The following is a 24,044-nucleotide window of genomic DNA, read 5'->3' on the forward strand; positions in this document are numbered from 1 at the left end:
GCATGAGTGGCGAGGCACAGTGGTTTCAAATATCAAAAGCAGAGGACAGGCATATCCCCTCGAGTGCACAGCTACCGGATAGCTTTGAAAACCTATACGATCAGCACGGGCTGCTTCCGTTTCCATCAGGCAATGACCCTGTCTCCTGCAAACTTCTTGTTAAGAACAGTAATATCATTCCGCAGTGCATCGAGGCGTACAAGCGAAACATTGCTGGATATGGTATTACTTTGGAGTACCTCCCCGGTGAGAGTGATCAAACTGCGCAGGAAGAGTGGAACAAGGCTGATAAGTTTCTTGAGACCTGTAACCTGGAGGATACGCCGGATGAGATTATCGGCTCCTTGATTGAGGACATCGAGAGCAGCGGGAATGCAAATGTGGAGATCGCCTGGCCTGCCGGCAGTGAGTTCCCGACACTCTACCGAATCAATCCGAAATTCGTTCGTTGTACCCGAGAGACGGATAAGGTGACGATCAAGCGTAAGCGGCTTATCCGGTCATCGAAGAAGGTAGAGGAATTCTCCCAAGATATCTATGCCCGGAAGTATGCCATGAAGAGAGGGCAGTCCGTGGTGTGGTTCCGTACATTTGGAACAGAGGGTCAAGGGAATCAGATCATACCTTTGAAGTTGGGAAACGATGGTCCTTATGGTGAACCACGCTGGTTTGGGAATGCACCAGGAGTGGTTGGTAGTAGGGAAGCAGAGGAACTCAACGTTTCCTATTTCTCTAATGGCCGAATGCTCTCCATGCTGCTGACAGTGACCAATGGTCGGTTGACGAAACAATCTATGGAGCTACTGAAGAATGTTAAGGGTTCGCAGTCCCAAGGGGGTATTCTCTATCTGGAAGCCATCGGGGAAGAGACTGGTGGTCCGTTAGATGAGAAGGTCGAAAAAGTGTCTATTAAGCTGGACAAACTGAATGATCTATTGCAGCAGGATGCCTTGTTCCTAGAATACGGGAAGGACAAGAAGGCCGATATCCTCTCCGCGTTCCGGCTGCCTCCGATCTTGGTAGGCCAGAGCTCCGATTACAACCGCGCTACGGCGCAGGCCGCACTGCGGTTTGCAGAGGAGCAGGTCTTTGAACCGTACCGCAAGTGGATCATGGACGAAATCTTTAATAAGCGCTTATTCCCGGCTATGGGTATCTTTCGCGTGCGGGCTACGCTGAGGGGGCCGCGCATCATTGATGCGGAGGACCGCAAGGCACTGCTGGACTTTATCGCAGACCGCGGTATAATGCTGGTCCGTGATCTGATTCCAATTGCTGAGGAAGTACTGGACACAACTATCGATGAGTCTAAGTACAGCGATGAGTACCTGGATACACCGATTGCCCAACTAATTAATAGTCAGCCTGCATTAACTGTGCCAGAACCTGATTCCGATGTGAACGATCTGCAGGAGCAGGTATCCACAATTGCCAAGCGTCTGTTGCGGCAGAGTCATGACGAGGTAGTCGGTCATGTGTAAGGAATGCTGGGAGCTCATTGCCAAAGCGGACGATACTGAATTTTTGGATAGTTTGGAGCTGACCCATGCGGAGCGGACAGTGCTGGAAGAGTTGTACAAGCAGGGTGAAACCCGAATAGTTGAAATCCTTGAGCTGCAAGGGAAGGCATTGCATGATGCGATTCTGGAACTCAGTGAGGAACTACTGATTGATATCGGTGAGCTTGGGAAGGTGCTGCTGTCGGTTCAGAGTGGGGATCTCTTTACGGTACAGTTCGAGCAGGCGGTGTATGATGCCTTCACGCCGCTGTATCACTTAGCTGGTGAATCGGAGCTTACGGTGCTGAACACTGACAAGACCTGGTCCACGAAGCATAAGGCGGCATCACGGTTTGCCAAGAAGCTGCAGAAACTTGTCCCGGATATGAACGGGACTAGCAAGGAAGTTATGACTCGGGCCTTTCAGAAAGCCATCAAAGAGGGAAAGACACCTTCAGAGCGAGCACTTCTGGTACGTGGAGTCAGCGAGGCTGCAGCTTCAGGTGAAGTCGGTCCATTTAACATGGAACGGGCTATTACCGTTTCTCGAACCATGAGCACGGCAGCGGCCAACGGCGGTAAGCTGGAGGGATGGAAACAATCCGAGGTTGTCACCGGTAAGAAATGGAGGTCTTCCAAGAGCGATCGGACCCGTAAGACACACCGTAAAGCCAACGGCCAGGTGCAGCCGCTGAACAAGCCTTTTGAAGTCGGCAAGAGTAAGCTGATGTTTCCGGGAGATCCATCCGGACGGGCTGAGGAGATTATCCGCTGCCGTTGCACGATGCATTCTGTAATGGAATGAAAAAGGTAATCTCCCAACTAATCTTCTTCTTTTAGTTAATATGAATTATAAAAAAGTGGAGGGGATCATTTTGAATGAGGAATAGAAGACTGAGTAAATAGAGTAATAGACTGATTGATCATTAAGCTAACGGGCAGGATACTTCTAAATCAAGGGCGAATCATTTAGGGTAGTGATTTTGTTGGAAGGAATGATCAAATGGTGCTATTTACTTCGAACCCAGATATTTATAAAAATGCTTACCCTAATTGGCAAAAAACTTTTAGGAATTACAACGATTTCTTCGATTTATATTCTGAACATTTTAAAGAAGCTGCAGACAAGTTAATTGATTCCATTGAAGCTAACCGGGGGCATATTGCTGATAATATAATCAACCCGGCACTATTTTTGTATAGGCACTCTGTTGAGTTATCCCTGAAGGCTATTCTACATCGGATATACTTAACATCTGGTTTGGATGATAATAAAATTAAGGATAAACTAGAGGGACACGGCCTTGATAGTTTATGGGCAAAAGTTAATAATGAAATTCGAAGTAAATATAATTTTGGTGCAGACCAAAATGAAAAGGATGAATTGAGAACTATAGGCGGATTAATTATCGAACTACATAATACAGATGATAGTTCAATGACATTCAGGTATCCATTTGACAAACGGCTTGATGAGTTCACTTATGGAGATGGTAAAGAAAGTTTTGGGATTGATTTTATACATTTCAAGGAACAACTAGATTATTTGCATACAAGGTTAAGATATTGGATTTATTATAAAGTTTCAGGAGAATGGAGTAACGAATAGAAATATTATTGAAAATGCTTATCTCAATGATAAGGCAGTTTTTGAACGTACCATCGCAAGTATTGCTGAGCGATTGGAGAAGTGCATTTAGGATTGCTCCTATTCGAGTTGAATTCCTCGGAAGATGTTAGAAGCTTTAAGGAGCAGCAACTATATATGATTGCACTAACGGGACACGTTAGTTCAATGAAACAGCGACAGTCTAGGGCATTATTTTCACGTCCTTTGCTGTCGCTGTTTCAATTTGTAGGGTCAGTCTATTATTTATTTAACGAATTTTGGCGCCATTACAATTCAGAATCTGCAAGGAGTCATCTGATCTAATATAGCTTTTTTTATTGAAAGGAGGTGAGAACAGAATATGAGCTATAAACTGAAAGATGCTAAAATCACGCATATCTCCCTGGTAGACAAGGGCGCCAATGGCGTGCCGTTTGCTATTATCAAGGCTGCCAGAAAGAATGCCATTCAGAAACAGGTCCAGATTGCCAAAATTGACGATGAAAAGCGGATTGTCAAAGGTGTGGTATATCAGCCAGATGTGGCAGACGCACATGATGACCAAATGGATGAAGTTGAGATCGAGAAGGCTGCACATCTCTTTATGGAGAAGCAGCATACCTATAACATTGACAAGCAGCATGATCTTGAAGTCGATAAGGGTTTTGTCATTGAGTCTTACATTGCTCCTTGCGACATGACGCTTGGTGAGCAGCAGATCATCAAGGGCTCCTGGGTGGCAGCTGTAAAAGTGACGGACGACGACACTTGGGAGGCTATCAAGAAAGAAGAGATAACCGGCTTTTCAATATGGGGCGTTGGCAAGCGGGAAGAGATCCAAGAGGAAGAGGAGGTATCCAAGGGGCTCTTGAGTAGAATCGCTAAAGCACTGGGCCTGATCCAGAAGGGTGCAGTTGCTGACAAATACCATAAGAACAGGAAGAACCGAGAATTTTGGGCGGCGCAGGATGCCCTCAACTCGGTTCTTTTTAATTGGGACACTTGGCAAAGTGGTCTGGAAACTGATCCGGAGACCATCCGGGAGGCCCTGCAGGACTTTGTTGATATTGCTGAGGATGTGCTGACCAAGGAAGATATCGTCAAAGCCATCGGTACACCCCCAGAGAAAATTGCCAAAGCTGGGAAGAAGATTTCCGCAGGTAACCTGAAACACGTCGACGATGCGATCGCCGCATTGACCGAGCTTAAAAATAAAACGGCTCCTGTAGAAGCGGAGCCAAAGGAGGAAGACGATTTGAAAGCTGAAGATATTGCCAAGGCCGTTACGGCCGCACTGGCTCCGATCGCAAAGCAGGTGGAAGGCCTAACGTCAGAGATTGCAGAGTTAAAGAGAGAAGAAGGTGTCGAAGGTGACCAACCTGCAGGCGGTGCTGCTTCGACTGCGACCGCAGAAGAAAACGCAATTACAGATGCCATTGCTAAAGCCCTGGCACCGCTGAGTGAGCAGATGCAGACACTGGCAGCTGACGTACAGTTGGTAAAGAATAGCCGTGGTGCTTCCGCGCAAGGTGATGAAGAAGAAATCAACAAATCAGAAGGCGCCGTTAGTTTCGGACGCTTCCTGTAATTCGGAGGAGGAATGCAAATCATGAGAACAAACGGTAACATCGCTAGTACGAGCATTCGTAAATCAACCATCGTCACATCGATGGATCAAAACGCTCTGAATTATGAGGAAGTCGAAGCTTTTACGGATATGGCGTACGAAGCTAACGGCTTCTTAAAAGGCATCCGTCATGAGAATCGGAAGAGTTCCAAAGGAACAATTGACAAGGTGGGTGTACGAGGCCGTAACATGCGGAGTAAAAAAGAGAATATTATGGCTTCCAACACGCCTGGTCTGACCTTTCCACAGATTCCATATTCAGTAGAGCCAGTAATTGTTCCATTTGATATTACTGAGGAATTTATTCGCCAGACTCAGCGGGTACGAGGCCAAAACGCAGAGGATATCATCATGCGGGCTATGGCAAACAATTACGGTGAGAATATGCAGGACATCGGCTTTAATGGTGATACTGCAACCCCGAACACTGATCCGGATTATGAGTTTCTGAGCATAAATGATGGCTGGTTGAAGAAGGCACGTACCACCGGTCATTACTTAGATTGGAAGACACTTTCGGCTAAAGAGAAAACAGGGATTTTGTTTGAGGTGGAGCGAGCGATTCCAACTCGGTACAGAGCCGGCGGAGTATTCAAATATTTCATGCATCCCAACACCTTCAGCGATCGTCTTCAGATGCTGGCTGAGAAAGACACGAGCGCATCGATCCAGCTGCAGATCATGGGCGGTGTGAAGAAGATCAATGCTTATGATGTCGAAGAGGTCTGGAGTATGCCAGAAGGAGCCATTCTCTTTACTTATCAACCCAATTTTGCGATGGTCCATACTTATGACATGCAGATTCGGAAGACTACTGAGGGCAAGGAGGCAATCTGGACTGATAAGCGCTTTTACGCAATTCATTCTGACTATGATTCGATTTTTGAAGAGCCACAAGCTCTAGCCTATGTGGAAGGGGTGGAATTCTAATGGCATACGTAACCTATCGAGGCAAGAACGCCTCACTTCGGCTGTATAGTATTCGTTTTGAGCCAGCTAAGCCGGTACTGGTGGAAGATTCGGTTGTGCTGGAAAAACTGCATGAGCATCCTGATTTTGAAGTGAATGCGGAGAAGGTCATTCCGCTGGAAGATCTGACAGTTCCCCAACTGAAGGACAAGGCGAAGAAAGCCGGTATTGAAGGCTTTGCGGATATGAAGAAGCCCGAGCTTATCAATGAACTAAAGGCACTAGAAGGCGGCGGTGTGCCGGATGCTGACAGTAACACTCCTTAAGAGCCGTAGTCGTGTCAGCGCCGTCCAGGAGGCGACTGACGAACAGCTTGAGCAGTATATTGATGATGCACAGACCCGGATCGAGCTGTATTTGCCTGTTTCTTTTCCAGAGGTGGTAGACAAGCAGCTCATGTTGGCCTGGGTGAAGCTTGCGGAGTCGCTGGGTCTACAAGACAGTGAGGAATATCTTGCTTCCGTCGCTCGTGGCTACTCAGCTGAGAGTGATGGTGCTTGGACATACACCCGCCAGGCAGTTGAAGGGAAGACCACGGGCAATGCTGATGTGGACTCCATCCTCTTCTTATGGGTCAAGAAGCAGCAGTCCGGGCCGGATGATGGGAACATCACGGCCTATTTGCTATGAATCACCGTATGAATACCCTGCTGGAGGTATACAGGGTCGGACGCCAGAAGGATGCGGACGATCTGTTCAGCGATCGTAAACCCGGAAAGGTCACAGATTTAAAATGTTTTGTTGTTAAGACCCAGACCGATGCCAAGGCAGAATCCACTCCTGTCATATACATTGTCAAAAAGACAATAGGTGTGCCGAAGACAGCAGACGTTAGAATCAGCGACGAAGTATTGTTGTTTGGAAGAAAATATTTGGTGATTGACTCTAACCCACGCCGTTACTGGCGTGAGTTATTGGTGACTTGCGAGGTGAAAGGTAGTGAGCGTGCATGATTTTGATGGTTTAGCGAAGAAATTCAAGAAGCTGAGCGACGAAGGGGTTAGTCAGATCCTTAAGAACATTGCTGAGGCTGTGGGCGAAACACTTTTGAACCTGGTCATCGATGAGATTGATAAACAGGATCTGATTGACACTGGATTGATGTGGAACTCCTTTACTCGTGGAGAGGAGAATAACATTTGGGAGTGGGATATTGACCGCAATTCTATTACTATCGAAGTCGGTTCAAATGTTCCTTACGCACGTCATCTCAATGACGGTTATACCATCCACAAGGCTCACTTTGTCCCAGGTTATTGGGCAACGAATGGTACATTTGTCTACGATCCTAGGGCGAAGACAGGATTTATGGCTAAGCCAAGGTCGTTCATTGGTCGACATTACTTTGACATCGCTGTTCAGCAATTGGAGGGCGGGATGAATGCACTGATTATGAAGCGGCTAGAGAAAGAGCTGGGGAGGATGCTGTCATGATGGATGTGGGATTGAAAGCTTGGGCAGAACTCGTGCAGCGGATATATCCGGAGCTGCCGATTCTTCGAGATCGTTCCCTTTGGCTAGCAGGGCAGTTTGATCGTCCGAGTGTGTTCATTGAGACGGATCTTGTCTCTGACAAGGCTCATACGCCGCGGGCAGACCGGATCATCGAGGATGTGGGTCTGGTCTTTCATTATGACATCGACCGTAATATAGTAGAGGAGGCCGGGGAACCGGTCCCCTTGGACTTATCTCCCTTCTTCCTTTACCTCCGACAGCGACGGTTCTGTGTGGTTTCGCAGCGCTTTAGAATCATGATGGTGATTGAGGCTCCACGTACTCGGCCGCAGAATGATAGGATGGAAGTTACGTTTAGGTATTCATATCTGATTCACGTTCCGAAACTCATAATTAAAGATGACGGGCAGTCTGTTCAGAAGATTAATGAATTTTTTATTGAGCCAGGTTGTTTTAAAGTTTGATTCTGTTGTTAAGCTAACGGGCAGTTTAGTTTAAATCATTCTATCCATATTATGTTAATGCAGGAAATGATATAGTGAACACTTGAATTGCTATTGCTGGATATCTGGGGGGACAAAATGTACAAATATCAGAAAACTGAGAATACGTTGCACGAAATGTTAACCGATTTTGTTGAAAATGGACCGTTTCCGGCATTAGCCGTCGGAATAGTGAAGGACAACAATATGATCTTCACTGGTGATTATGGAAAAGCCAATTTATCGACTGGTGATTCTGTTGATCGTAGCACTTTGTTTCACCAAGCCTCCGTCTCAAAAACATTCGTTGTGACAGCCATTATGCAATTGGTTGAGAGTGGAAAAGTAGATCTGGATTCACCGATCACGAAGTACCTCCCTTACTTTAAGATGGAGGATGAGCGGTATCTACATATTACGATAAGGCAGCTTATGAACCACACATCGGGCATGCCAGATGAAGAAGATTATGCATGGGACCGGCCCGAATACGATGAGCAAAGTCTTGAAAGGTATGTAAAGAGTATCTGTCATCACAAGCTTTTGAGCGAGCCTGGTTTTAAGTTTGCTTATAGCAATATAGCTTACGAGATTTTGGGAGACATGATAGCAAAGGTTAGCGGAATGAGCTTCGAGCAGTATATGAAAAAGCATATTCTGGAACCGTCAGGAATGCAGTCAAGTTCCTTTTTGAAACAAGAGGTGGAAGCTCATCTTGCCGCACCTCATGTGCTCAAAACTTCCGATGGATATGGCGGATATATCAGTGATGTTTTTCCTTATAACAGGGCGCATGGACCCAGTTCCACTCTATATACCAATGTTGAAGACATGAGCCAATATATGCTTATGCACCTTAACCAGGGAATTGCAAAGGATGGATATAATGCCTTGCAGTCCGGCAGCTATGATGAAATGTGGAAGTCTCATGCGGCTACTCGATACGGGCAAGAAAATGCACAGATCGGTCTGGGCTGGTTTTTGGGAGAATATAAAGGGTTCAGGATCGTCTCGCATTCCGGATGGGATACCGGTTTTCTAAGTGATCTAATTCTACTTCCTGATGAAAAAATCGCTATTTCTGTGATGACCAATTGTGACTATGTCTGGCTGGGTAGCGTAACCTATCCGATACTCGATCTATTGCTTGGTTCGAATATACACCAAATAAAGCGATCAATGGCACACATAGTTGCGGACTTAGCCGTATCTAATGGAGTAGAGAAGGCGATGGAAGAGTATCACCGCATCAATAGAATGGAACAAGACAAGCATTATCTAGTGGATTTTGAATTTATGCGCATCACCGAAGCATTAACGTGGAATGGATACAGAGAGGACGCTTTAAGTGTTCAGACCTGTGCAGCCGCAATATTTCCTGACAATGAAGCAATTTCTAGCAGGTTGCAGGAGCTCCAGGCAAACGCGTAGTCATTCATTTGAACTAACGGGACACAATAGTACGGCATTAACCGCCTAAGGAAAGGCGGTTTTTTTGGTCCGGAAAAAGGGAGGAATATTTAAAGCATGAACCTAAAAAAACAGATTCGCCAGCCTACTAATGTTGTTCCAGATACCCTGAACAAGTGGAGTAAGCAGGAGTGGATTGAGAGCGCAATGGTTTTGAAGCGGGAACGCTTTGAAATTGCAGGCGCTCTTTTTGATTGTGACGAAGATACCCTGCTGACTCAGCAGGAAGTTATTCAAAAGGTGCAGGCCTATTTGGGACTGACAAAAAAGGAGGAAACAGTGAATGTCGATACAACGGAATAGACCAGGCGCGTATGTGGAGCTGCAGGCGGTTGCAAAGTCTCGTGTCCTATCGGTATCTGGCCGTGTTTTGATACCGTATCAAGCCGAGTGGGGGTTGCCGAATAAAGCAATGGATATGGCGGATCAGTCCGAGCGCTTCAAGGAATCTGGTCTACTTGTAGATGAGTTGGAACTGGCTGCAGAGAATGGCGCAACGGTAGTGGGTTATAGGGTTACGAATGGGAATGAAGTAGCTGCTTCGGTTGTTGTGGCCAGCAGCTACACAATTGAGGCCCGTTATCCAGGTACTCGTGGAAATGATTTTGAGTATCTAATTCGGACGAGTCTGGTAGATTCAACAAAGAAAGAGATTGTCATTAGGGATACGAAAGGTATCTATGATACTGAGACGTTCTTGGTCGCTGATAAAACTGAAGCTATCAATGCTCTGAAAAAGTCAAACATGGTGCGTTTTAAGGAGACAGGTGCAACGGCTTTGGCTGATGTTGCCTATACAAAGTTGGCCGGCGGAGTTACCGGTACCGCAGCGATTACGGCAGCCAATTGGAGCGGTATATTTAATAGGATTGATGGCCTGGTATTTGATGTCGTGTACTTGCCTTCCTCAGAAGCTGGAGTGCAGGCAGCGGCGAAGCAATGGCTGCTGGATCGACGCACAAAGGCTCGTAAGTTGGCACAACTAGTTTTTGGTGGTGCATCGGGGTCTGATGATGATATTGAAGCTCACAACACCCGCAGCCGCGCTGCTAATGCTCGTTTTATCATCAATTGCTCCTTGGCTGGCGAACATTCTAACGGAAAGACTTATACTTCCTTGCAGTGGGCAGCATGGGTAGCTGGTTTAGCCGCTGGAACACCTGCGAATAAATCCTTTACGGGTGTTAAGGTGCCAATGACGGAGACGCTAGTGGATTGGAGCCATAGTGAGGTTTTGAAGGGGTTGGCTGAAGGTACCCTGATGGCTACCCGGGATGGTTACGACTATATTATTGAGTCGGCAGTGAACACATTGACCACGCTTGGTGCCGGGGAACGAGAGGACTTCGGCAAGATTCGGGTTTCCATGACGATTGACCAAATTTTGAACGACATCTACTCTGCTGGTAAAGCAAACAAGGCTAAGCTGGACAATGATAAGGATGGTCGGGGGTTGTTTATCGCAGCAGTCGTTAGTTATCTGAAGACTCGTGCTGGACAGAAGGCGATTGACTCAGAGTTTACATTTACTGAGCATCCAACGAAGAAAAGTGATATGGATTATGCTTACTTCTCCCTGTCTGCAAAACCGCTGGACGCGATTGAGATCTTTAATATTGATTGGGAGGTGGCGTAATCGATGGAGCGCGAACTTATTGGCCGTAATTTATCCGTACAGGATGACAATGGCGACTCTATTCAGACCATTAAAGAAGTGGAGGTTATCCTGAAGCCGGAGACACTGGATATTATCCGTGCGCGGAAGATGTCTAAGACGAAACAGATCGTCGGGTATGAGATCACCGTAAAGTTGGTTATGTCAAAACTGGAGTCCTCTCTTCGTTACAGGCTCCTAGCTGATTTTAAGGCGGGTAAGACGATGTTCCTAGACCGGATTACCGGCTCTCTTGAGGACATGCAGACAGGTAATGTAGAACGGGTGATGATCAGCGGTGTGCATATTCATGATGAAATGGATCTGCTGGTTGCCAAGATTGATGACAACAATGGCATTGATATCACACTGTCTGGTACCGCGAATGATTTTGATTTTATTGAACAGTTTCCGGATTATATGGCATGAATTCTTAGAAGCACCCTGTAGTCATATTAGTGCTTCGAATAGGAAGGAATTGTAATAAGATTTAGAGAATACAATGTATACAAATTCGAAGAGAATAGAGGCAGGTTATGCTTAAAAGGTACCTCATGAAATATCCTTTATGGTTCAAAATTATCTGGAGTTGTGTGGTAGTAGCATTTATTATTGTATACTTAACCGGCTTTAATCCAGTAGTGTTATTTGGTGGAATGATAGTTTTGTATATAGCTAACGCTTTACGAGCTTGGAAAGGTGAAAGAAATTTAGCGATTTCCTCCCTTATATTTGCCGTCGTATTCTCTTATGTTTTTTATAAATTCTTAATACTTTAAGTATCGAAATACTCAATCAGACCGTCGTAACTTTGACGGTCTTTTTCTATTAAAAAATATCTTATTGGAGGTAGTATACATGAGCGATAAATTAGAAAAATATCTATCTAAGGGGAAATCAGGTCGGAACGATGAAACCGTCACGGTGCCAGCAGACGGAGAAAATTGGTCAGTACGCCGCCTTACCACTATTGAGGTGCGCCGAGCTTATGAGCTGGCCTATGAAGACAACGGGGATCCGAAAGAATCCTATAACGAGATTGATGTCATGATCGTTAAAGCAACTGAGCATGATTTCGATTGGAACAACAAAGATTTGCTGCTGGCTTTCAACTGCATCAGTAAGTATGAACTACCACCGCGTATCCTAGACAATCCTGCTGACTACGCTGAGCTAAGTAAGGCTGTGAACAAATTTCAAGAGACGAAAGATGCGCTACTGAAAGAAGCAAAAAACTCATCAAGCAAGACGGAGAAGCAAGCTGGGTAGCATCCTTTTGGATTAACCAGAAGCGGCTGCCAGCTGAAATCCTACCTTATGATGTGGATAAACAGCGGCAGTATTATTTCTGTCTTGCCGCGGGGATGATTGCTGAGGAAGAAGCCAAACGCCTGGCTAACAAGAAATAGGCAGGATGGGGGTGAACAACTATAGCAGCGACAACAAAAGTGACGGTTCCGTTCGAAGCACGGGATCTTATTTCCGGTGCTGTCCAGAATATGCGGAAGGCCATTCTTGGGGCGACTAATGATTTACTGGATTTTCGTCGAGCATCTGGACAGATGGGGGAAAACCTTGTATCTGATCTTCGAAGATCCCGAAGCGCAGCGGATGATTTAGGTAGCCAGATCAATGATGCTGCAGACGAAACTCGGAGACTTGGACGAGCGAACATTGATGATATTTTCAGGCGAGCTCGCTCCGGTGCTGACGATTTGCGCAGATCAGCATCTCGTGCAGATTCGGAGATTCGCGGAATGAGTGATTCCCGGGTTCACTTAAGAGCACAAGATGAGGTTAGCCCAGTCCTTGATGGTATATCTTCCAAGATTACAACGATTGCGGCAACTGCAGGTGCTCTAGTGCTAGGTGGTGGAATCAAGGACGCATTATTCGGGAATGTCATGGATTACTATTCTGAAGCTTCCCGAAGTGCGGCCTTATTGCCTAAAGCTGCACGTGATCAAGGTCTTCAGACCGTGAAAGATCTAAATATTCAGGGCATTATTCCTTCACAGACGGAAGGGGCCAGACAATTAGCAGATATTGCCCCACTAGTCCGGGATAAATCGCAAACTAGCGAGTTTCTGAGAGCTTCAGCAATGATGAAATATCTCCTGCCAGATGCAGGGTTCGAAGAGATCAATCGCGCACTGGCGCAGTCAGCTGACACGTTCGGTGAAACTTATGCTTCTGTAACTGACAGCATGATATATGCCTATGAAAAAGTCGGAGATCGACAGAAAGATCTGTTCGACACATTTTGGGAGTACAGCGGTTATTTCAAAAACACCGGTGCAAACTCTGGTCAAATGGCCAACTTCTTGACACAGAGCGTGAAGGAGGGATCCTTCAATTTCGATAAGCCTGCCGATTTTATCAAAGAGACATTTGGCGTGAAGGCTCTCGATGCGGGGGACATGGAGAAGTATTTCACTCTGCGCGGAGCTGGTAAGAACGACGCAGCAAAGCAAGCTGCCTCATTTACTAGTGACATTAACTCCGGTGAGGAGCAACGTGCAAAGGGAGCGCTAATGGCCCTAGTTGCTGATTTAGCCAGTCAGTCACAGAGTGAGTTGAAAGCTTCTCTAGTATCCCTTGGATCGGCTACAGCGGAAGACAACGGAAGTGCTGTACTTAAGACCTTTCAAGTACCTTTTCAACCTGCACCTTCTGGTATTGCGGGAACAACGGAAAGAATGGTTCAAGCTCAACAGGACGCAAATCCAATGCAGGATATCATTCAAACGCGCGCGCAGATCGATCAGCAAATGCAGGAGCTGGGAGCAAATCTTTCAACAGCAGTTCTTCCAGCACTCAAAGAATTTAATACTCTGATCACGGAAAACAAAGATGAAATACAAGAGCTAGGAACGAAAGTTGTTGGTTTTGTCAGCAAACTTACCAGCCTATATAGTGATCATTTCGATTCAATAAATGGTGCTTTAGGAGTTGTTGCTGGAGGGTTAGTAGCAGTGAAAGGAGGGAAACTACTCCAAAAGGGTTATAAAAGTGTTAAAACGGCAACAGACTGGATTGGTCAGAGAAGAGGACAAACAACAACCCCAATCGATGAAGTAGGCACTCCTACCCGCCGTAGGTTCACTCTCAGACGTGGTACCATTGGTGGATCAAGTGGAGGTTTGGGTGGCAGCCTGAGTTCTTTATCATCCATGACTGTAAATGCCAGTGTTGTTTATCTTAATGAAGCTGGCGGTCTGGGAGGCTCTCTTGGCGGACAAGGCAGTCGCGCAGGAGGTAGGTCGAACCGCCGTGGGCGTACTGGTAGCTCAAGTTCTAGCACCCGAACAACGACAGGCGGCAGCGGTACAGGTGGCTTAATCAGAGCGCGTCGAGGCACTCGAACTACTAATATTCCTGATATCGATGCAATTCCAGATGTTGCTGCAAGAAGAGGACGAGTTACCTATCGCAATACTGCTCGGCTTCGTGGGACATCAGCAATCCCGGATATCATATCAGATGTTTCAGATGTACCAGCTAGGCGGGGAGTTTTAAAAGGCTTGGCTAAAGGTGGAACAAAGGCTGTAAAGGCATTGGGGGTTGTAGGTACCGTTGCGGGTATTGGCATATCCGGGTATAGCTTGTATCAGGCGTCCAAGGACGAGGGATTAAAGGCTGGAGCTTCCAATACCGGAGGATCAATAGTCGGAGGCTTGGCAGGAGGCACAATCGGTGGAATAGTCGGATCATTAGCTGGTCCATTGGGTACCGCTGCAGGAGCAGCAGCTGGTGGCTGGGTTGGAGAAAAGCTTGGTTCCATGGCTGATAATGCTGGATGGACGAAAAAGGCTGTAGATGGCATCTATTCGATTGGTGACTGGATTACGGGTAAAGGAAAGAAGAAGGAAGAGTCTGCAGTTACTGCTAAAGTAGTGCCTGAAGCAAAGATCACCTTTGGTAACCTGACCCCAGAACGAGAAAAACAATTACAGGAGACCTTCAACGCTTTCCGGGCCAATGTCGCCAAGGATGGATTAAAGACCGCATTGACTAGTGCTGTTAACGAGAGCGGTGTAAAAGAAACGGTCGATAAGATTAAGAATACATTTGTTGGCGCGTGGAAAAGCACAGAATCGGGTAATGCTCAGCAAAATGTGCAAGCTGTTGGAGTAGCTGCACAGAAAACAGCCGGGCAGACTCAGCAGTTGGGTGTGACCACGAAAGCCAGTACTGCTGGAATTGTTCAGGGTGCTGGTGCAGCGGGAGCGAGTATGCTCGGAATCGGGACTGCAGTAAAGACGGCTACAAATGAGACGAAGCAGCAGCTGCTATCGATACAAACAGTTACGAGTCAGAGTGAAAGCTGGGGCAGTACCATTATTACGAGGATTTCCAAGGGGATGCAAAGTAAATTCCCTGAACTTAAGTCGACAGCAATCGGTGCTATGGGTATTCTGAACACCCTGACTGGAGCAGGTGCGGCGAAATCTTTGGTTACCTCGAGTCTTCCTAATTCCAGTGGTGGTGCGGCTTATGCAAACGGCGATATTATTACTCGACCTCATATCGGGTTGGTCGGTGAAGCTGGACCGGAGGCCATTATTCCTCTCTCTGCAGGGCGCCGGCAACGCGGGGTGGAACTGTGGGAACGTGCGGGAGCAATGTTGGGCGTTCGGGCTTACGCAAACGGAGGGATTGTTGGTGCGCAGCCTTTCCGAACTCAAGCTTACAAGGCTAAAGCCTACATTGATGATAACAACGATAATATAGGTTACGGAGCTGGATATGCCGAAGGGATTCACGGATCTCTTGAAATGGTGAAAAGGCAAGGTCTGAAGCGTTACACCAAGGCGATGAGTAAAGCGAGCAGCCTCACTGATGCTTATAAGATACGGGCAACCGGTCATGAGTTGCGCAGACAAGCCGCTAAGATGAAGAACTTCTCCAGGGGAACAAAGCTCATGGGTAAAGTGGTTCGACCGGTTGGATATGCCATGGATGCTTGGGATATCCTCTTCGCTGGCAAAGGAAAGCGCGGGCGACAGACTGCTAAAGTAGCTGGTGGAATTGGAGGCGGGATCTTAGGTGGCGCGGCAACAGGTGCAATGCTTGGAACCTTCCTCATGCCTGGTGTCGGTACCGCTGTTGGCGGAGCTATTGGTGGGTTGCTAGGGACTATTGGCGGTGAGAAACTGGCCACAAAAATGTATGATGGCATTTCTGGATTCTTTGGCCGTCGAAAAAAGCGCAAAAAGAAGTACGCTGATGGTGGGCTTATCAGTTCTCCACACATGGGCTTGGTTGGTGAAGCTGGACCGGAGATGATTATTCCACTTTCGCGGCAGCGGAGTAAACGAGGAAGAGCATTGTGGGAACAGACGGGGAGCCTACTGGGTGTTCGTCCCTACGCAGATGGTGGTGCGGTAGGCATGAGATCGTCCAGTATCCCGGTAGCGAAGACATTAGCGCAGGCACCTGCAGAGATCCGCGATATCGTAATTGAGAACATCAACATCAATTTTGGTGAACTGGCCAAGGGAATTACCAACTTTACTGAATTCGCCAAGATGCTGACTAGTCCACAGGGACGAGCGTTGTTTCGCAAGGTTTTCGGCGAAGAGTTGTACAATGCTCTGGAGAGTGGGGGATAAATCATGCTGACCATGATACGTGATAAGAATCGCTTCACATTTCCAATTACACCGGCAGAGATTCAGATCACTAGCAGCAATGAGATAGATTCCTTTGTAGTAATCACAGGTGAAGAGAAGACAAGTAAGAGACTCACTTCGAAGCTGAAGCGGGTCTCTTTTTCTGTGATCTTCCCACGAGCCTGGGAGGAACTTTGGGAAACAGGCAAAGAGACGGTGGCTTATCAGTCTCCAGAACAGGCTTGGAAGTTGATGGAGGAATGGAAGCTCAAGCCGGTTGTTATTAATTTTGAATCACTTTTCAGTCAGACCATGTGGTTTGAGAGTTTCGAGGCCACCTATAAAGATGGTCAGGCGAATTTGCATATTACATTTAATTTCGTTGAGTTCAACCCAGTTAAAATTGTTTCATATTCCAATACAAAGCAACTATTAAAGCCTGGTGTAATCATAACCAAGTCATCCAAAAGTCGGCCTAATACGACGGGTAAAACTGATAGTAAAAATAAAACTAAGAAGAGTGATAAACAGAAGAAAGCCGAAGCAAAAACAGCTGCCGACAATAAAAAGGGAAACTTTGATTATTTGGCTCAAAAGGAACGAATTCTGGACAAGAACTCTAGTGTTAAATAAAGGGCGGGATTAAAATGGACAATTTTGCGATCCTTTACGGGAAGGAGAGTAATCGGCAGCTGTTGACGGATGCGGCAGTTGAATTGTCCTGGTCTTCAGTACGAGATGAAATCGCACGTAGCGCAACTGTTCGACTTCGAAACGCTACTGATCTGAAGGTAGCCGGCATGCTGATGTGCTTTTCATCGCGGCTGAAAGGCATGGGAGTGCTTCATCACAAGAATCAGTTCTTCCATGGACCCATCATCAAGTATGAACAAAATGAGTTCACAGATGAATGGGAGGTTGAAGCTCGGGAGATGAGCTGGTATTTAGCGAAGAACAAAGGCACACGCCCATACCTGAAGGGCGAGGCCGGTGCAGAGCTTCAGCGTTATATCAAGACTACTGGAATTGATTTTCGATGTCCTGCGTTAGGGTTTAACCTAGATGAACGTTATGGCACGATGTTCCATTCAGAAGTTATCTTGGATGTGTTGCAAAAGGCATATGAGCGGAGCGGCTACCGTTATCATGTAGATGTAGTCCGGACGGATACTAGTTTCTACCTGCAGGTAGTTCGGGAGGGGACGAACACCCTTGTTCCAGTCTTCATTCCGGAACAGATGGAGGCTAGCACCACTGGTTATAGCATTGAGGAAACTTATACAGTCGTCACCGCACAGAAGTATAAGGACGATAAGCTTGCTTCATCAGTAACTAAGACGGCAGCCGGTGCAGTTCAAGCCATGGGTCGAATGGAAGAGATCATCGAGGTTGAGGAAGATGAGGATCCGGCCACGATCGCTACGCAACGCCTGAAGGCTTTGTCGCAGGCGAAGCAGATTAAGAAAATTACTGTAAAGCATGAGGACCACACGCTGACAGGGCTTCGGGCTGGCTGGATAGTGTTGATCAAAACGGACCATACCTCCAAGTGGATTGTAGAGTCCGCTGAGAGCAGTTTTAAGAATGGGTTATACACTGTGAAGCTTGAACTGGAAAGAAGGGAGTAACGTTGCTAAATGATGCTTTGAATTTGTTGAAGGAAAAGACGAAAGGTCATATTGACGCCCGAGATACCGAACGTGCGACATTATTGAGTTGGCCAAGTAAACCGGAAATCCAGGTAGAAGGTGACCCGGAACCATATCCTGCAGACAAACTGGTCTTTGCAGAATATCTGCAGGAACGTCGTATCGATGCAGTTTTTGAGGTTGAGCAACTTGAGGTTTCAAAGTTAACTGGTGTCCTAACGATTCCCAGCCCCCTGAAGGTTGGAGATCAGCTTATTGTTTCTCGCATGACGAGCCAGCGGTATTATGTGCTCGGAAAGGATGTGGGAAGCAGTGGCGGATAGTTTGTTTCCTGAATTGGACATATCAGACATTGGAGAAGTCGAGCTTACAGAATCGGTTGTATCGGCTACAAAATGGACTTACGTGATCGATTATCGTAACCGGCGCGCCGTTCTTACTGAAGATGGTTATCCGAAGAAGACAGGTTCTTATGCTGAGTACTTGGTTCAGACAGCGCTCAAAATCCTTAATACAGAACGCTTTCGTTATGTCTTGTATGGGGAAGAAGTTGGCGTGGAGAGATCGGAGTGGTCTACTTGGGAAGATGTAGAGATCAAACGAGATATGGAGGAAGCTTTGACTGCTCATACCGAGATTGTCCGTGCTGAGGTGCGATCGATGGTGCGAGAAGGACAGGATATGCATCTTAGAATATTGATAACTGGCTTAGCGGGTCAAGTGGAACTGGAGGAGGCGATTAGTGTATGACCATTAAACTGAGTGATTTACCGTCACTCCCCTACATGCCTATCCTAGAAGAAGAGCCAGAGGAGATCTATCAACGTTGGGTGAACCGTGCCATAGCCCTGGCGCTTGAACGAGGGTTACCACCGCCGCCAACAGGAGAAGGGGAGTACTTTTATGATTTGTGGTACCCTCTTGCGTTGGAGCTTGCCGAACAGCAAATGCTATGGACTTATGGATTCCTTCAGGGCTTTCCCATCTGGGCGGACTCTGAGTATCTCGATGGTCACGGATGGGCTGCAGGTCTTACCCGCAAGGAAGGTGAGAGTGATGATACATTTCGCTTGCGTATGCTTGAACGTGCTGCTACGGAAATTGGGAGCGGACGTCGTAAAGATTATGAAACCTGGGCCACGGAGATGGCAGGTGTGGGTGGAGCTATTTCCCGTGAAAAAGAACGGCATGACAATTCCGTTGATCTTTACTTGACCGACCTGGACGGACAGCCTATTACTGATGAATTTGCTGAGAGGGTCAAAGCATGGATGTGGGAGGAGCGACGGATCGCTGGGCATGACTTATTGGTACATCCGGCTCCGGTCTTTAATGTACGCTTAGAGACACGCTTGTTAACGTCTAGCGGTACAGACCTTACTGTGCTGGCAACAACCATTCAACAGCGTGTGTTGGATTACGCGAGTGGACGTTCCAAACTAATATACAATTATGTGGCTGCCTTGCTACTGCTGCCTGGCGTGGATGATTATGAGAGTTTAACCCTCAATGGGGATGTAGAGGATATTATTCTCCCCTTGTCATCTGTTTTGAGAGTGGAAGTGATCTTGTTATGATCCCACTGAGATATCGCGAAATGCTGCCACCTTATTGGTATGAGATTGATATGGCAGACCGGCATTTTTCGGTTTTTGAGAAAGAAATGGATGAACGCCTGCAGACGATAGATGATTTGAGCAATCAGTTTATCCTTAGGAGATCTACCTGGTCATTGTGGATTTGGGAGTGGATGTACTTCCGGAAGACTCAAGAGGGAAGTGACGATGAACGTAGAGAGGCGATACGTCGGAAGCGCTGGGGCGATCGTCCTTTTAAGTTACCTCTGCTGCGGGAACTGGGGAATCAGCATGGTAAGTTGATAAGTGTTTCAGAGGATTTTTTAGCAAAAGAGATCCATTTTGAATTTTCCTTAGTTCAACCGTTTAACATGGTAGGTCTGCAGGCTGATTTTGAATACGTGCGTCCGGTTCATATTCGTCGAGCAGTATTTAGTTCAGTAGTTCCAACGCAAGTCATTAATATAAAAGGTACTGGGTACTCGCATGGAGTGGACTTCCCGATTTGTGGGTTTGAAGTACCGTTTGGGGGAGGGTAGTAATGGCAGACGTTATTAAGCAGTTGTTTCTGGAGAAGTTGATTACAGATTTGAATGGTTATATCGTTAGCGCTCGAGTGAATATAGGAGGCGTTCAGACGACGTATCCTATTTACAACACGGTTGTAGCTGGACTTTCTGTTCGAAAGTACATTTATATAACAGAGACGCAAGCCGTCGGCAAACAGCTTTTAGGAGCTGCTTTGCTGGATGCTGAAGGTAACATACTGGCAGATCAACCCCTTACCGTTACAAAAAATGATAAGGGGTTTTTGATTGCCTTTGAAATAGTTTTGAGATTGGAGGCGAATGTTGGTGGCGTATAACAAGCAGCAATGGAAGGACGAGATTCCCGACTTGACCAAGCCGATAAGGGATTCCTCGGGAAAGCAAAAGACTGACCCACAAACCGGACGGCCTTTGTACGAACTGGTCCAAGAAGGTACACGTCTTACAGCTCAGCGTTTGAATCACATAGAAGATGGTATTGAGACCGTCCATGAACTGGCAGATCAAAACGCTGCGGATATTGATACACATAAAAAAGATACGGTTAAGCACATAACGGCTGCTGAAAGAGCGGAATGGAAAGCCAAGGAGACACCTGCAGGTGCTCAGACTAAAGCAGATGCTGCTCTATCATCTGCCAAAACCTATGCAGATACCGCGTTGCTTGCAAAGGCAGATAAGTCATCCACTTACAGTAAAACGGAGACTGACCAGCGTATTCAAGCTGTGGTCGGGGCCGCGCCGGATGCTCTGGATACACTAAAGGAAATCGGAGATGCACTGAATAATGATCCAAACTTTGCGGCCACAGTCACCAACCAGCTCTCGGGAAAAGTGGACAAGGTATCAGGCAAACAACTTTCAACAGAGGATTATTCTTCTGCAGAGAAGGCGAAGTTAGCTGGGCTTACACCTGGAGCTGGTGCTGCGGGATCGGCTACAGATGCAACGATAGGTAATCGTACAGCGGATCCTTCGATTACTACTCCCTATAGCTTAACAGGTTCTATCACACAATGGTTCTCTTGGATTACCAAGTACTTCAAAGCCATCACAGGAAAAGCCAATCCATTCGATGCACCTGACATTACACTAGCTGCTACTAAGACGCACGTCGATAACACAGTAGTACACGTCACATCCGCAGAGCGTACTGCGTGGAATGCTGCTGAAACAAACGCAAAGAATGCGTCTATTCCTAAAACAGACAAAGGAGCTGCCAACGGTGTTGCTGGACTAGATGCAAATGTTAAAGTTCCTGATGCACAGATTCCTTCTAACATCGCACGTAAGGCTGTAGAGATTCCTGCTAGTGCAGACCTGAACACGTACACTTCCGAAGGGGAGTATTACCAAGGAACATCATCTATAGCGGCTACTATTACGAATAAACCCGCATCGTCTGCGTTCCACCTGCGGGTGTCACGACACAACGGCGTAAATCAGTGGTTCACTACTTTCGGAATACCCGGCACAGGTGAGATGTTTATCTACACGCGGAACGTGTATCAGGGTGCATGGGGTCCTTGGGAAGAAGTTGAGACTACGCGTAAGAAGAACATTGCTAGCGGTTATGGAGGTTTGGACGCCAATGCCAAGCTACCGAGAGTTAACACTTATAACTCATTAGGCGGCACTACAACCACTGTTTTCAATATGGACACCCTTTACACAGCAGGCGTTCATGCTATTGGCTCTTCTGCTACTGGTGCTCCTGAAACGGGGTACGGTCAAGCTGTAGTACACGTCAGCTCAGGAGAAGTACATGACGGTGTAGGTAACTGGATATGGCAAATGTGGTTTGGTGTTACTGGAGGAACGTGGGTACGGCAGAAAGTCAATAACGGTATATGGCAGCCGTGGGCGAAATGGTGGACGGGAAAAAACGATGCTGAACTACTTGTGACGAGAAGTGCAATTGCTAATAACACAGATTTTAACACGTTAACAACAAACGGTGTCTACGCCATGAGTCAAGCTACGGGGTTGTTAAATCCACCACCGAATATATCTTTCGGGGTATTGATCATATCAAGGACTGACGGCGGCTCCCCTTTTGTAAAACAAGAGGTGACAGACGTATTAACTGGGAATACAAAAACACGCTTTAGAAATGGATCTAACGTCTGGACACCGTGGGTATCCAATATAACCAGTGGCGGTATAGGGGTAATGGAAGCGATGCTTACTAGGAGGTACGCAGGAACTTCGTATAAATACTCGGACTTAGCCTCCTACGGTCTCGGTGGAGCTACAACAGGCACAATGAAGATAACCCTCCCTGTGGGTTGGACACAAGCAATGATGCGAATCAAGATTAGCGGATACGAGTACGTTACAGGCAAAGGCGCTTGGGAGCTACTTCTTGGGGGGTATAACTTCACCACGGGATGGGCGCAAACTACAGCGAATATTATAGGAAACCCGCCATTTAATTCAGTGCGATTCGCATATGATGGTTCAAAATGCTGTATCCTCCTAGGAGGAGTTGGAACTGCTTGGAACTTTCCTCAGATAGAGGTTTCGGAGGTTTTAGCGGGACACACGGGAGCTTCCGGCTTAGGGGGAACTTGGTCGGTTGAACCTATCACCACGGAGACGGGTATCACCAACGTATTAAACACAACTCTATCATACGGCAACGCCAATACACTGAACGGTTATGCACCTTCCCAAACCGCAACTCCTAACACGATTCCAATCCGAAATAGCGTAGGGGAAATTGAAGGAGTATCCGGCAATGTAGCCAAAAAAGAAAATATGCTAGTCCCTATTGCGTCTAGCAATTTGGAAGTTCTGTCATATACGCCTACGGTAGATGGAGCGTACACCGCTAGTGTATACCTTTCCTTGCAAGGGGCTAATACCACGAAGATCGTTTTGACCTACGGAGACATGAATAGAGGGATGCAGACATTAGAAATTTGCCCGTCTACCACGCTGGCTATTGATTGTTACACCTATGTTCCTGCTTTCATTATGGCTAAGGCTGGCACGCCTATCTCAATAAAAATAACAATTTCAGGTGGCGGTTTTCCTGTAAATATTACCGCTGCACTCAGAAAGGAATAAATCTAATGACTAAGTTATTTTTGCCTGGGGAAGCTACGCCGAATCAAGTACTTGAAGGGTATGGATTCAGCGCCGGAGACACTTACAACGGTATGGGCGCTATGAAAAACATGGGCGACCAAGAGTTCACAAACGTAGGTGCTTACATGCAGGAGGGCATTCTATCTATATACCCTAAAAATTTAGGTGCGGGTAAGTATCTAGCGCTCAACGAAGGTTCTCAACTGACGTATGTAGACCCCTTACACGTCTCCGCGAAGAACATCATAATGGGTGTAGAAATGTTAGGGCTAGACGGTACAGCCACCTCAGACGCTAATGCAACAGCGGCAGATATCAGAGCAGGAGTAATAGCTTATAGCCAAGGTCAAAAGCTTTTAGGAACTTCTGTTTCTCCAAAGTACACCAAAGGGGAAACAAGACCTTACGCCGCTGGTTCTTATAGTAAAATTTCTGTTACTGGCACAGGATTTAAACCAAAATATGTCATAGCCTACTCCTCCGCACCTGCCGCTGATAAAATTTGTACTATCTGCGAGATGTATCCTGGCAGGATGGTGAACACGATGCAGAACGGCAGTGGAGCCGCAATGTCCAGCACCAAACAAGGGACTGGCGACGGATACTTTCAATTATTAGATAACGGATTTGATATGTGTGTAGGGTTTAATGGCGGCTTTGTAAGCGGGATAGTTACCTACGAGTGTTGGGGATAATGAGAATGTACTCTGAATCTATTTGTTCATACTCTGCTGTGTCTTGAAACTACGCCGTATAGGCGTTATTATTTTGCCCTCGTAGCTGTTACGGGGGCTATT

25 protein-coding genes are annotated in these 24,044 nt (G+C 46.7%); all 25 read left to right on the plus strand.

Annotated elements, in window-relative coordinates:
- The first annotated feature begins 2 nt into the window (after window positions 1-2).
- The 25 genes from PAENI_RS27115 (at window position 3) to PAENI_RS27235 (ending at window position 23,942) form a co-directional block, all read left to right on the plus strand.
- Window positions 3-1,481 carry a phage portal protein gene (locus tag PAENI_RS27115; protein WP_149647396.1) on the plus strand — a complete coding sequence of 493 codons (1,479 nt, stop codon included), beginning with the start codon at window positions 3-5 and terminating at the stop codon, window positions 1,479-1,481.
- Window positions 1,474-2,304 (plus strand): phage minor head protein, encoded by an 831-nt coding sequence (locus PAENI_RS27120; RefSeq protein ID WP_149647397.1) that lies wholly within the window; start codon window positions 1,474-1,476, stop codon window positions 2,302-2,304. The genes PAENI_RS27115 and PAENI_RS27120 overlap by 8 nt, the downstream gene beginning before the upstream one ends.
- A gap of 198 nt (window positions 2,305-2,502) precedes the next feature.
- The gene (locus tag PAENI_RS27125; RefSeq protein WP_149647398.1) at window positions 2,503-3,108 is read left to right on the plus strand and encodes a hypothetical protein; all 606 of its coding nucleotides are present in this window, start codon (window positions 2,503-2,505) and stop codon (window positions 3,106-3,108) included.
- A 361-nt stretch (window positions 3,109-3,469) separates the two neighbouring features.
- Window positions 3,470-4,696 (plus strand): XkdF-like putative serine protease domain-containing protein, encoded by a 1,227-nt coding sequence (locus tag PAENI_RS27130; protein WP_149647399.1) that lies wholly within the window; start codon window positions 3,470-3,472, stop codon window positions 4,694-4,696.
- 21 nt (window positions 4,697-4,717) lie between these two features.
- Window positions 4,718-5,665 (plus strand): P2 family phage major capsid protein, encoded by a 948-nt coding sequence (locus PAENI_RS27135; RefSeq protein ID WP_149647400.1) that lies wholly within the window; start codon window positions 4,718-4,720, stop codon window positions 5,663-5,665.
- Entirely contained in the window at window positions 5,665-5,970 is a 306-nt protein-coding gene (locus PAENI_RS27140; RefSeq protein WP_149647401.1) for a Rho termination factor N-terminal domain-containing protein, read from the plus strand. The genes PAENI_RS27135 and PAENI_RS27140 overlap by 1 nt, the downstream gene beginning before the upstream one ends.
- Entirely contained in the window at window positions 5,948-6,334 is a 387-nt protein-coding gene (locus tag PAENI_RS27145; protein ID WP_149647547.1) for a DUF3199 family protein, read from the plus strand. Before PAENI_RS27140 ends, PAENI_RS27145 begins: the two co-directional genes overlap by 23 nt.
- Window positions 6,331-6,657 carry a hypothetical protein gene (locus tag PAENI_RS27150; protein ID WP_149647402.1) on the plus strand — a complete coding sequence of 109 codons (327 nt, stop codon included), beginning with the start codon at window positions 6,331-6,333 and terminating at the stop codon, window positions 6,655-6,657. Before PAENI_RS27145 ends, PAENI_RS27150 begins: the two co-directional genes overlap by 4 nt.
- Window positions 6,644-7,138 carry an HK97 gp10 family phage protein gene (locus tag PAENI_RS27155; RefSeq protein ID WP_149647403.1) on the plus strand — a complete coding sequence of 165 codons (495 nt, stop codon included), beginning with the start codon at window positions 6,644-6,646 and terminating at the stop codon, window positions 7,136-7,138. The genes PAENI_RS27150 and PAENI_RS27155 overlap by 14 nt, the downstream gene beginning before the upstream one ends.
- Window positions 7,135-7,623, plus strand: a complete 489-nt coding sequence (locus tag PAENI_RS27160; RefSeq protein WP_149647404.1) for a hypothetical protein — start codon at window positions 7,135-7,137, stop codon at window positions 7,621-7,623. The genes PAENI_RS27155 and PAENI_RS27160 overlap by 4 nt, the downstream gene beginning before the upstream one ends.
- Window positions 7,624-7,740: 117 nt before the next feature.
- A complete protein-coding gene (locus tag PAENI_RS27165) occupies window positions 7,741-9,072 on the plus strand; it encodes a serine hydrolase domain-containing protein (protein WP_149647405.1) in 1,332 nt (443 codons plus the stop codon).
- A 96-nt stretch (window positions 9,073-9,168) separates the two neighbouring features.
- On the plus strand, window positions 9,169-9,414 hold the full coding sequence (locus tag PAENI_RS27170; protein ID WP_149647406.1) for a hypothetical protein: 246 nt from the start codon (window positions 9,169-9,171) through the stop codon (window positions 9,412-9,414).
- Complete coding sequence (locus PAENI_RS27175) at window positions 9,395-10,747, plus strand: phage tail sheath subtilisin-like domain-containing protein (RefSeq protein WP_149647407.1); 1,353 nt, start codon at window positions 9,395-9,397, stop codon at window positions 10,745-10,747. Before PAENI_RS27170 ends, PAENI_RS27175 begins: the two co-directional genes overlap by 20 nt.
- Window positions 10,748-10,750: 3 nt before the next feature.
- Window positions 10,751-11,194 (plus strand): phage tail tube protein, encoded by a 444-nt coding sequence (locus PAENI_RS27180; protein WP_060622117.1) that lies wholly within the window; start codon window positions 10,751-10,753, stop codon window positions 11,192-11,194.
- A 429-nt stretch (window positions 11,195-11,623) separates the two neighbouring features.
- Complete coding sequence (locus tag PAENI_RS27185; protein ID WP_149647408.1) at window positions 11,624-12,034, plus strand: hypothetical protein; 411 nt, start codon at window positions 11,624-11,626, stop codon at window positions 12,032-12,034.
- A 179-nt stretch (window positions 12,035-12,213) separates the two neighbouring features.
- Complete coding sequence (locus PAENI_RS32060; protein ID WP_188114706.1) at window positions 12,214-16,380, plus strand: lysozyme family protein; 4,167 nt, start codon at window positions 12,214-12,216, stop codon at window positions 16,378-16,380.
- Between the two features lie 3 nt (window positions 16,381-16,383).
- The gene (locus tag PAENI_RS27195; RefSeq protein ID WP_149647409.1) at window positions 16,384-17,013 is read left to right on the plus strand and encodes a hypothetical protein; all 630 of its coding nucleotides are present in this window, start codon (window positions 16,384-16,386) and stop codon (window positions 17,011-17,013) included.
- A gap of 14 nt (window positions 17,014-17,027) precedes the next feature.
- On the plus strand, window positions 17,028-18,008 hold the full coding sequence (locus PAENI_RS27200) for an XkdQ/YqbQ family protein (protein WP_149647410.1): 981 nt from the start codon (window positions 17,028-17,030) through the stop codon (window positions 18,006-18,008).
- 83 nt (window positions 18,009-18,091) lie between these two features.
- Complete coding sequence (locus tag PAENI_RS27205) at window positions 18,092-18,352, plus strand: hypothetical protein (RefSeq protein WP_262495751.1); 261 nt, start codon at window positions 18,092-18,094, stop codon at window positions 18,350-18,352.
- 13 nt (window positions 18,353-18,365) lie between these two features.
- Window positions 18,366-18,779 carry a DUF2634 domain-containing protein gene (locus PAENI_RS27210; protein WP_262495752.1) on the plus strand — a complete coding sequence of 138 codons (414 nt, stop codon included), beginning with the start codon at window positions 18,366-18,368 and terminating at the stop codon, window positions 18,777-18,779.
- Complete coding sequence (locus PAENI_RS27215; protein WP_149647413.1) at window positions 18,776-19,606, plus strand: baseplate J/gp47 family protein; 831 nt, start codon at window positions 18,776-18,778, stop codon at window positions 19,604-19,606. Before PAENI_RS27210 ends, PAENI_RS27215 begins: the two co-directional genes overlap by 4 nt.
- Window positions 19,603-20,145, plus strand: a complete 543-nt coding sequence (locus PAENI_RS27220; RefSeq protein WP_149647414.1) for a DUF2313 domain-containing protein — start codon at window positions 19,603-19,605, stop codon at window positions 20,143-20,145. Before PAENI_RS27215 ends, PAENI_RS27220 begins: the two co-directional genes overlap by 4 nt.
- Before the next feature lie 2 nt (window positions 20,146-20,147).
- The gene (locus PAENI_RS27225) at window positions 20,148-20,471 is read left to right on the plus strand and encodes a hypothetical protein (RefSeq protein WP_149647415.1); all 324 of its coding nucleotides are present in this window, start codon (window positions 20,148-20,150) and stop codon (window positions 20,469-20,471) included.
- On the plus strand, window positions 20,461-23,226 hold the full coding sequence (locus PAENI_RS27230; RefSeq protein ID WP_149647416.1) for a pyocin knob domain-containing protein: 2,766 nt from the start codon (window positions 20,461-20,463) through the stop codon (window positions 23,224-23,226). The genes PAENI_RS27225 and PAENI_RS27230 overlap by 11 nt, the downstream gene beginning before the upstream one ends.
- Before the next feature lie 5 nt (window positions 23,227-23,231).
- Window positions 23,232-23,942, plus strand: coding sequence for a hypothetical protein (locus PAENI_RS27235; RefSeq protein WP_149647417.1), 711 nt, complete (start codon window positions 23,232-23,234; stop codon window positions 23,940-23,942).
- Window positions 23,943-24,044: the final 102 nt, after the last annotated feature.

Origin of the sequence: Paenibacillus sp. B2(2019) (assembly GCF_008370385.1) — a bacterium.
In the GTDB taxonomy this organism is placed as follows: Bacteria; Bacillota; Bacilli; order Paenibacillales; family Paenibacillaceae; genus Paenibacillus_AQ.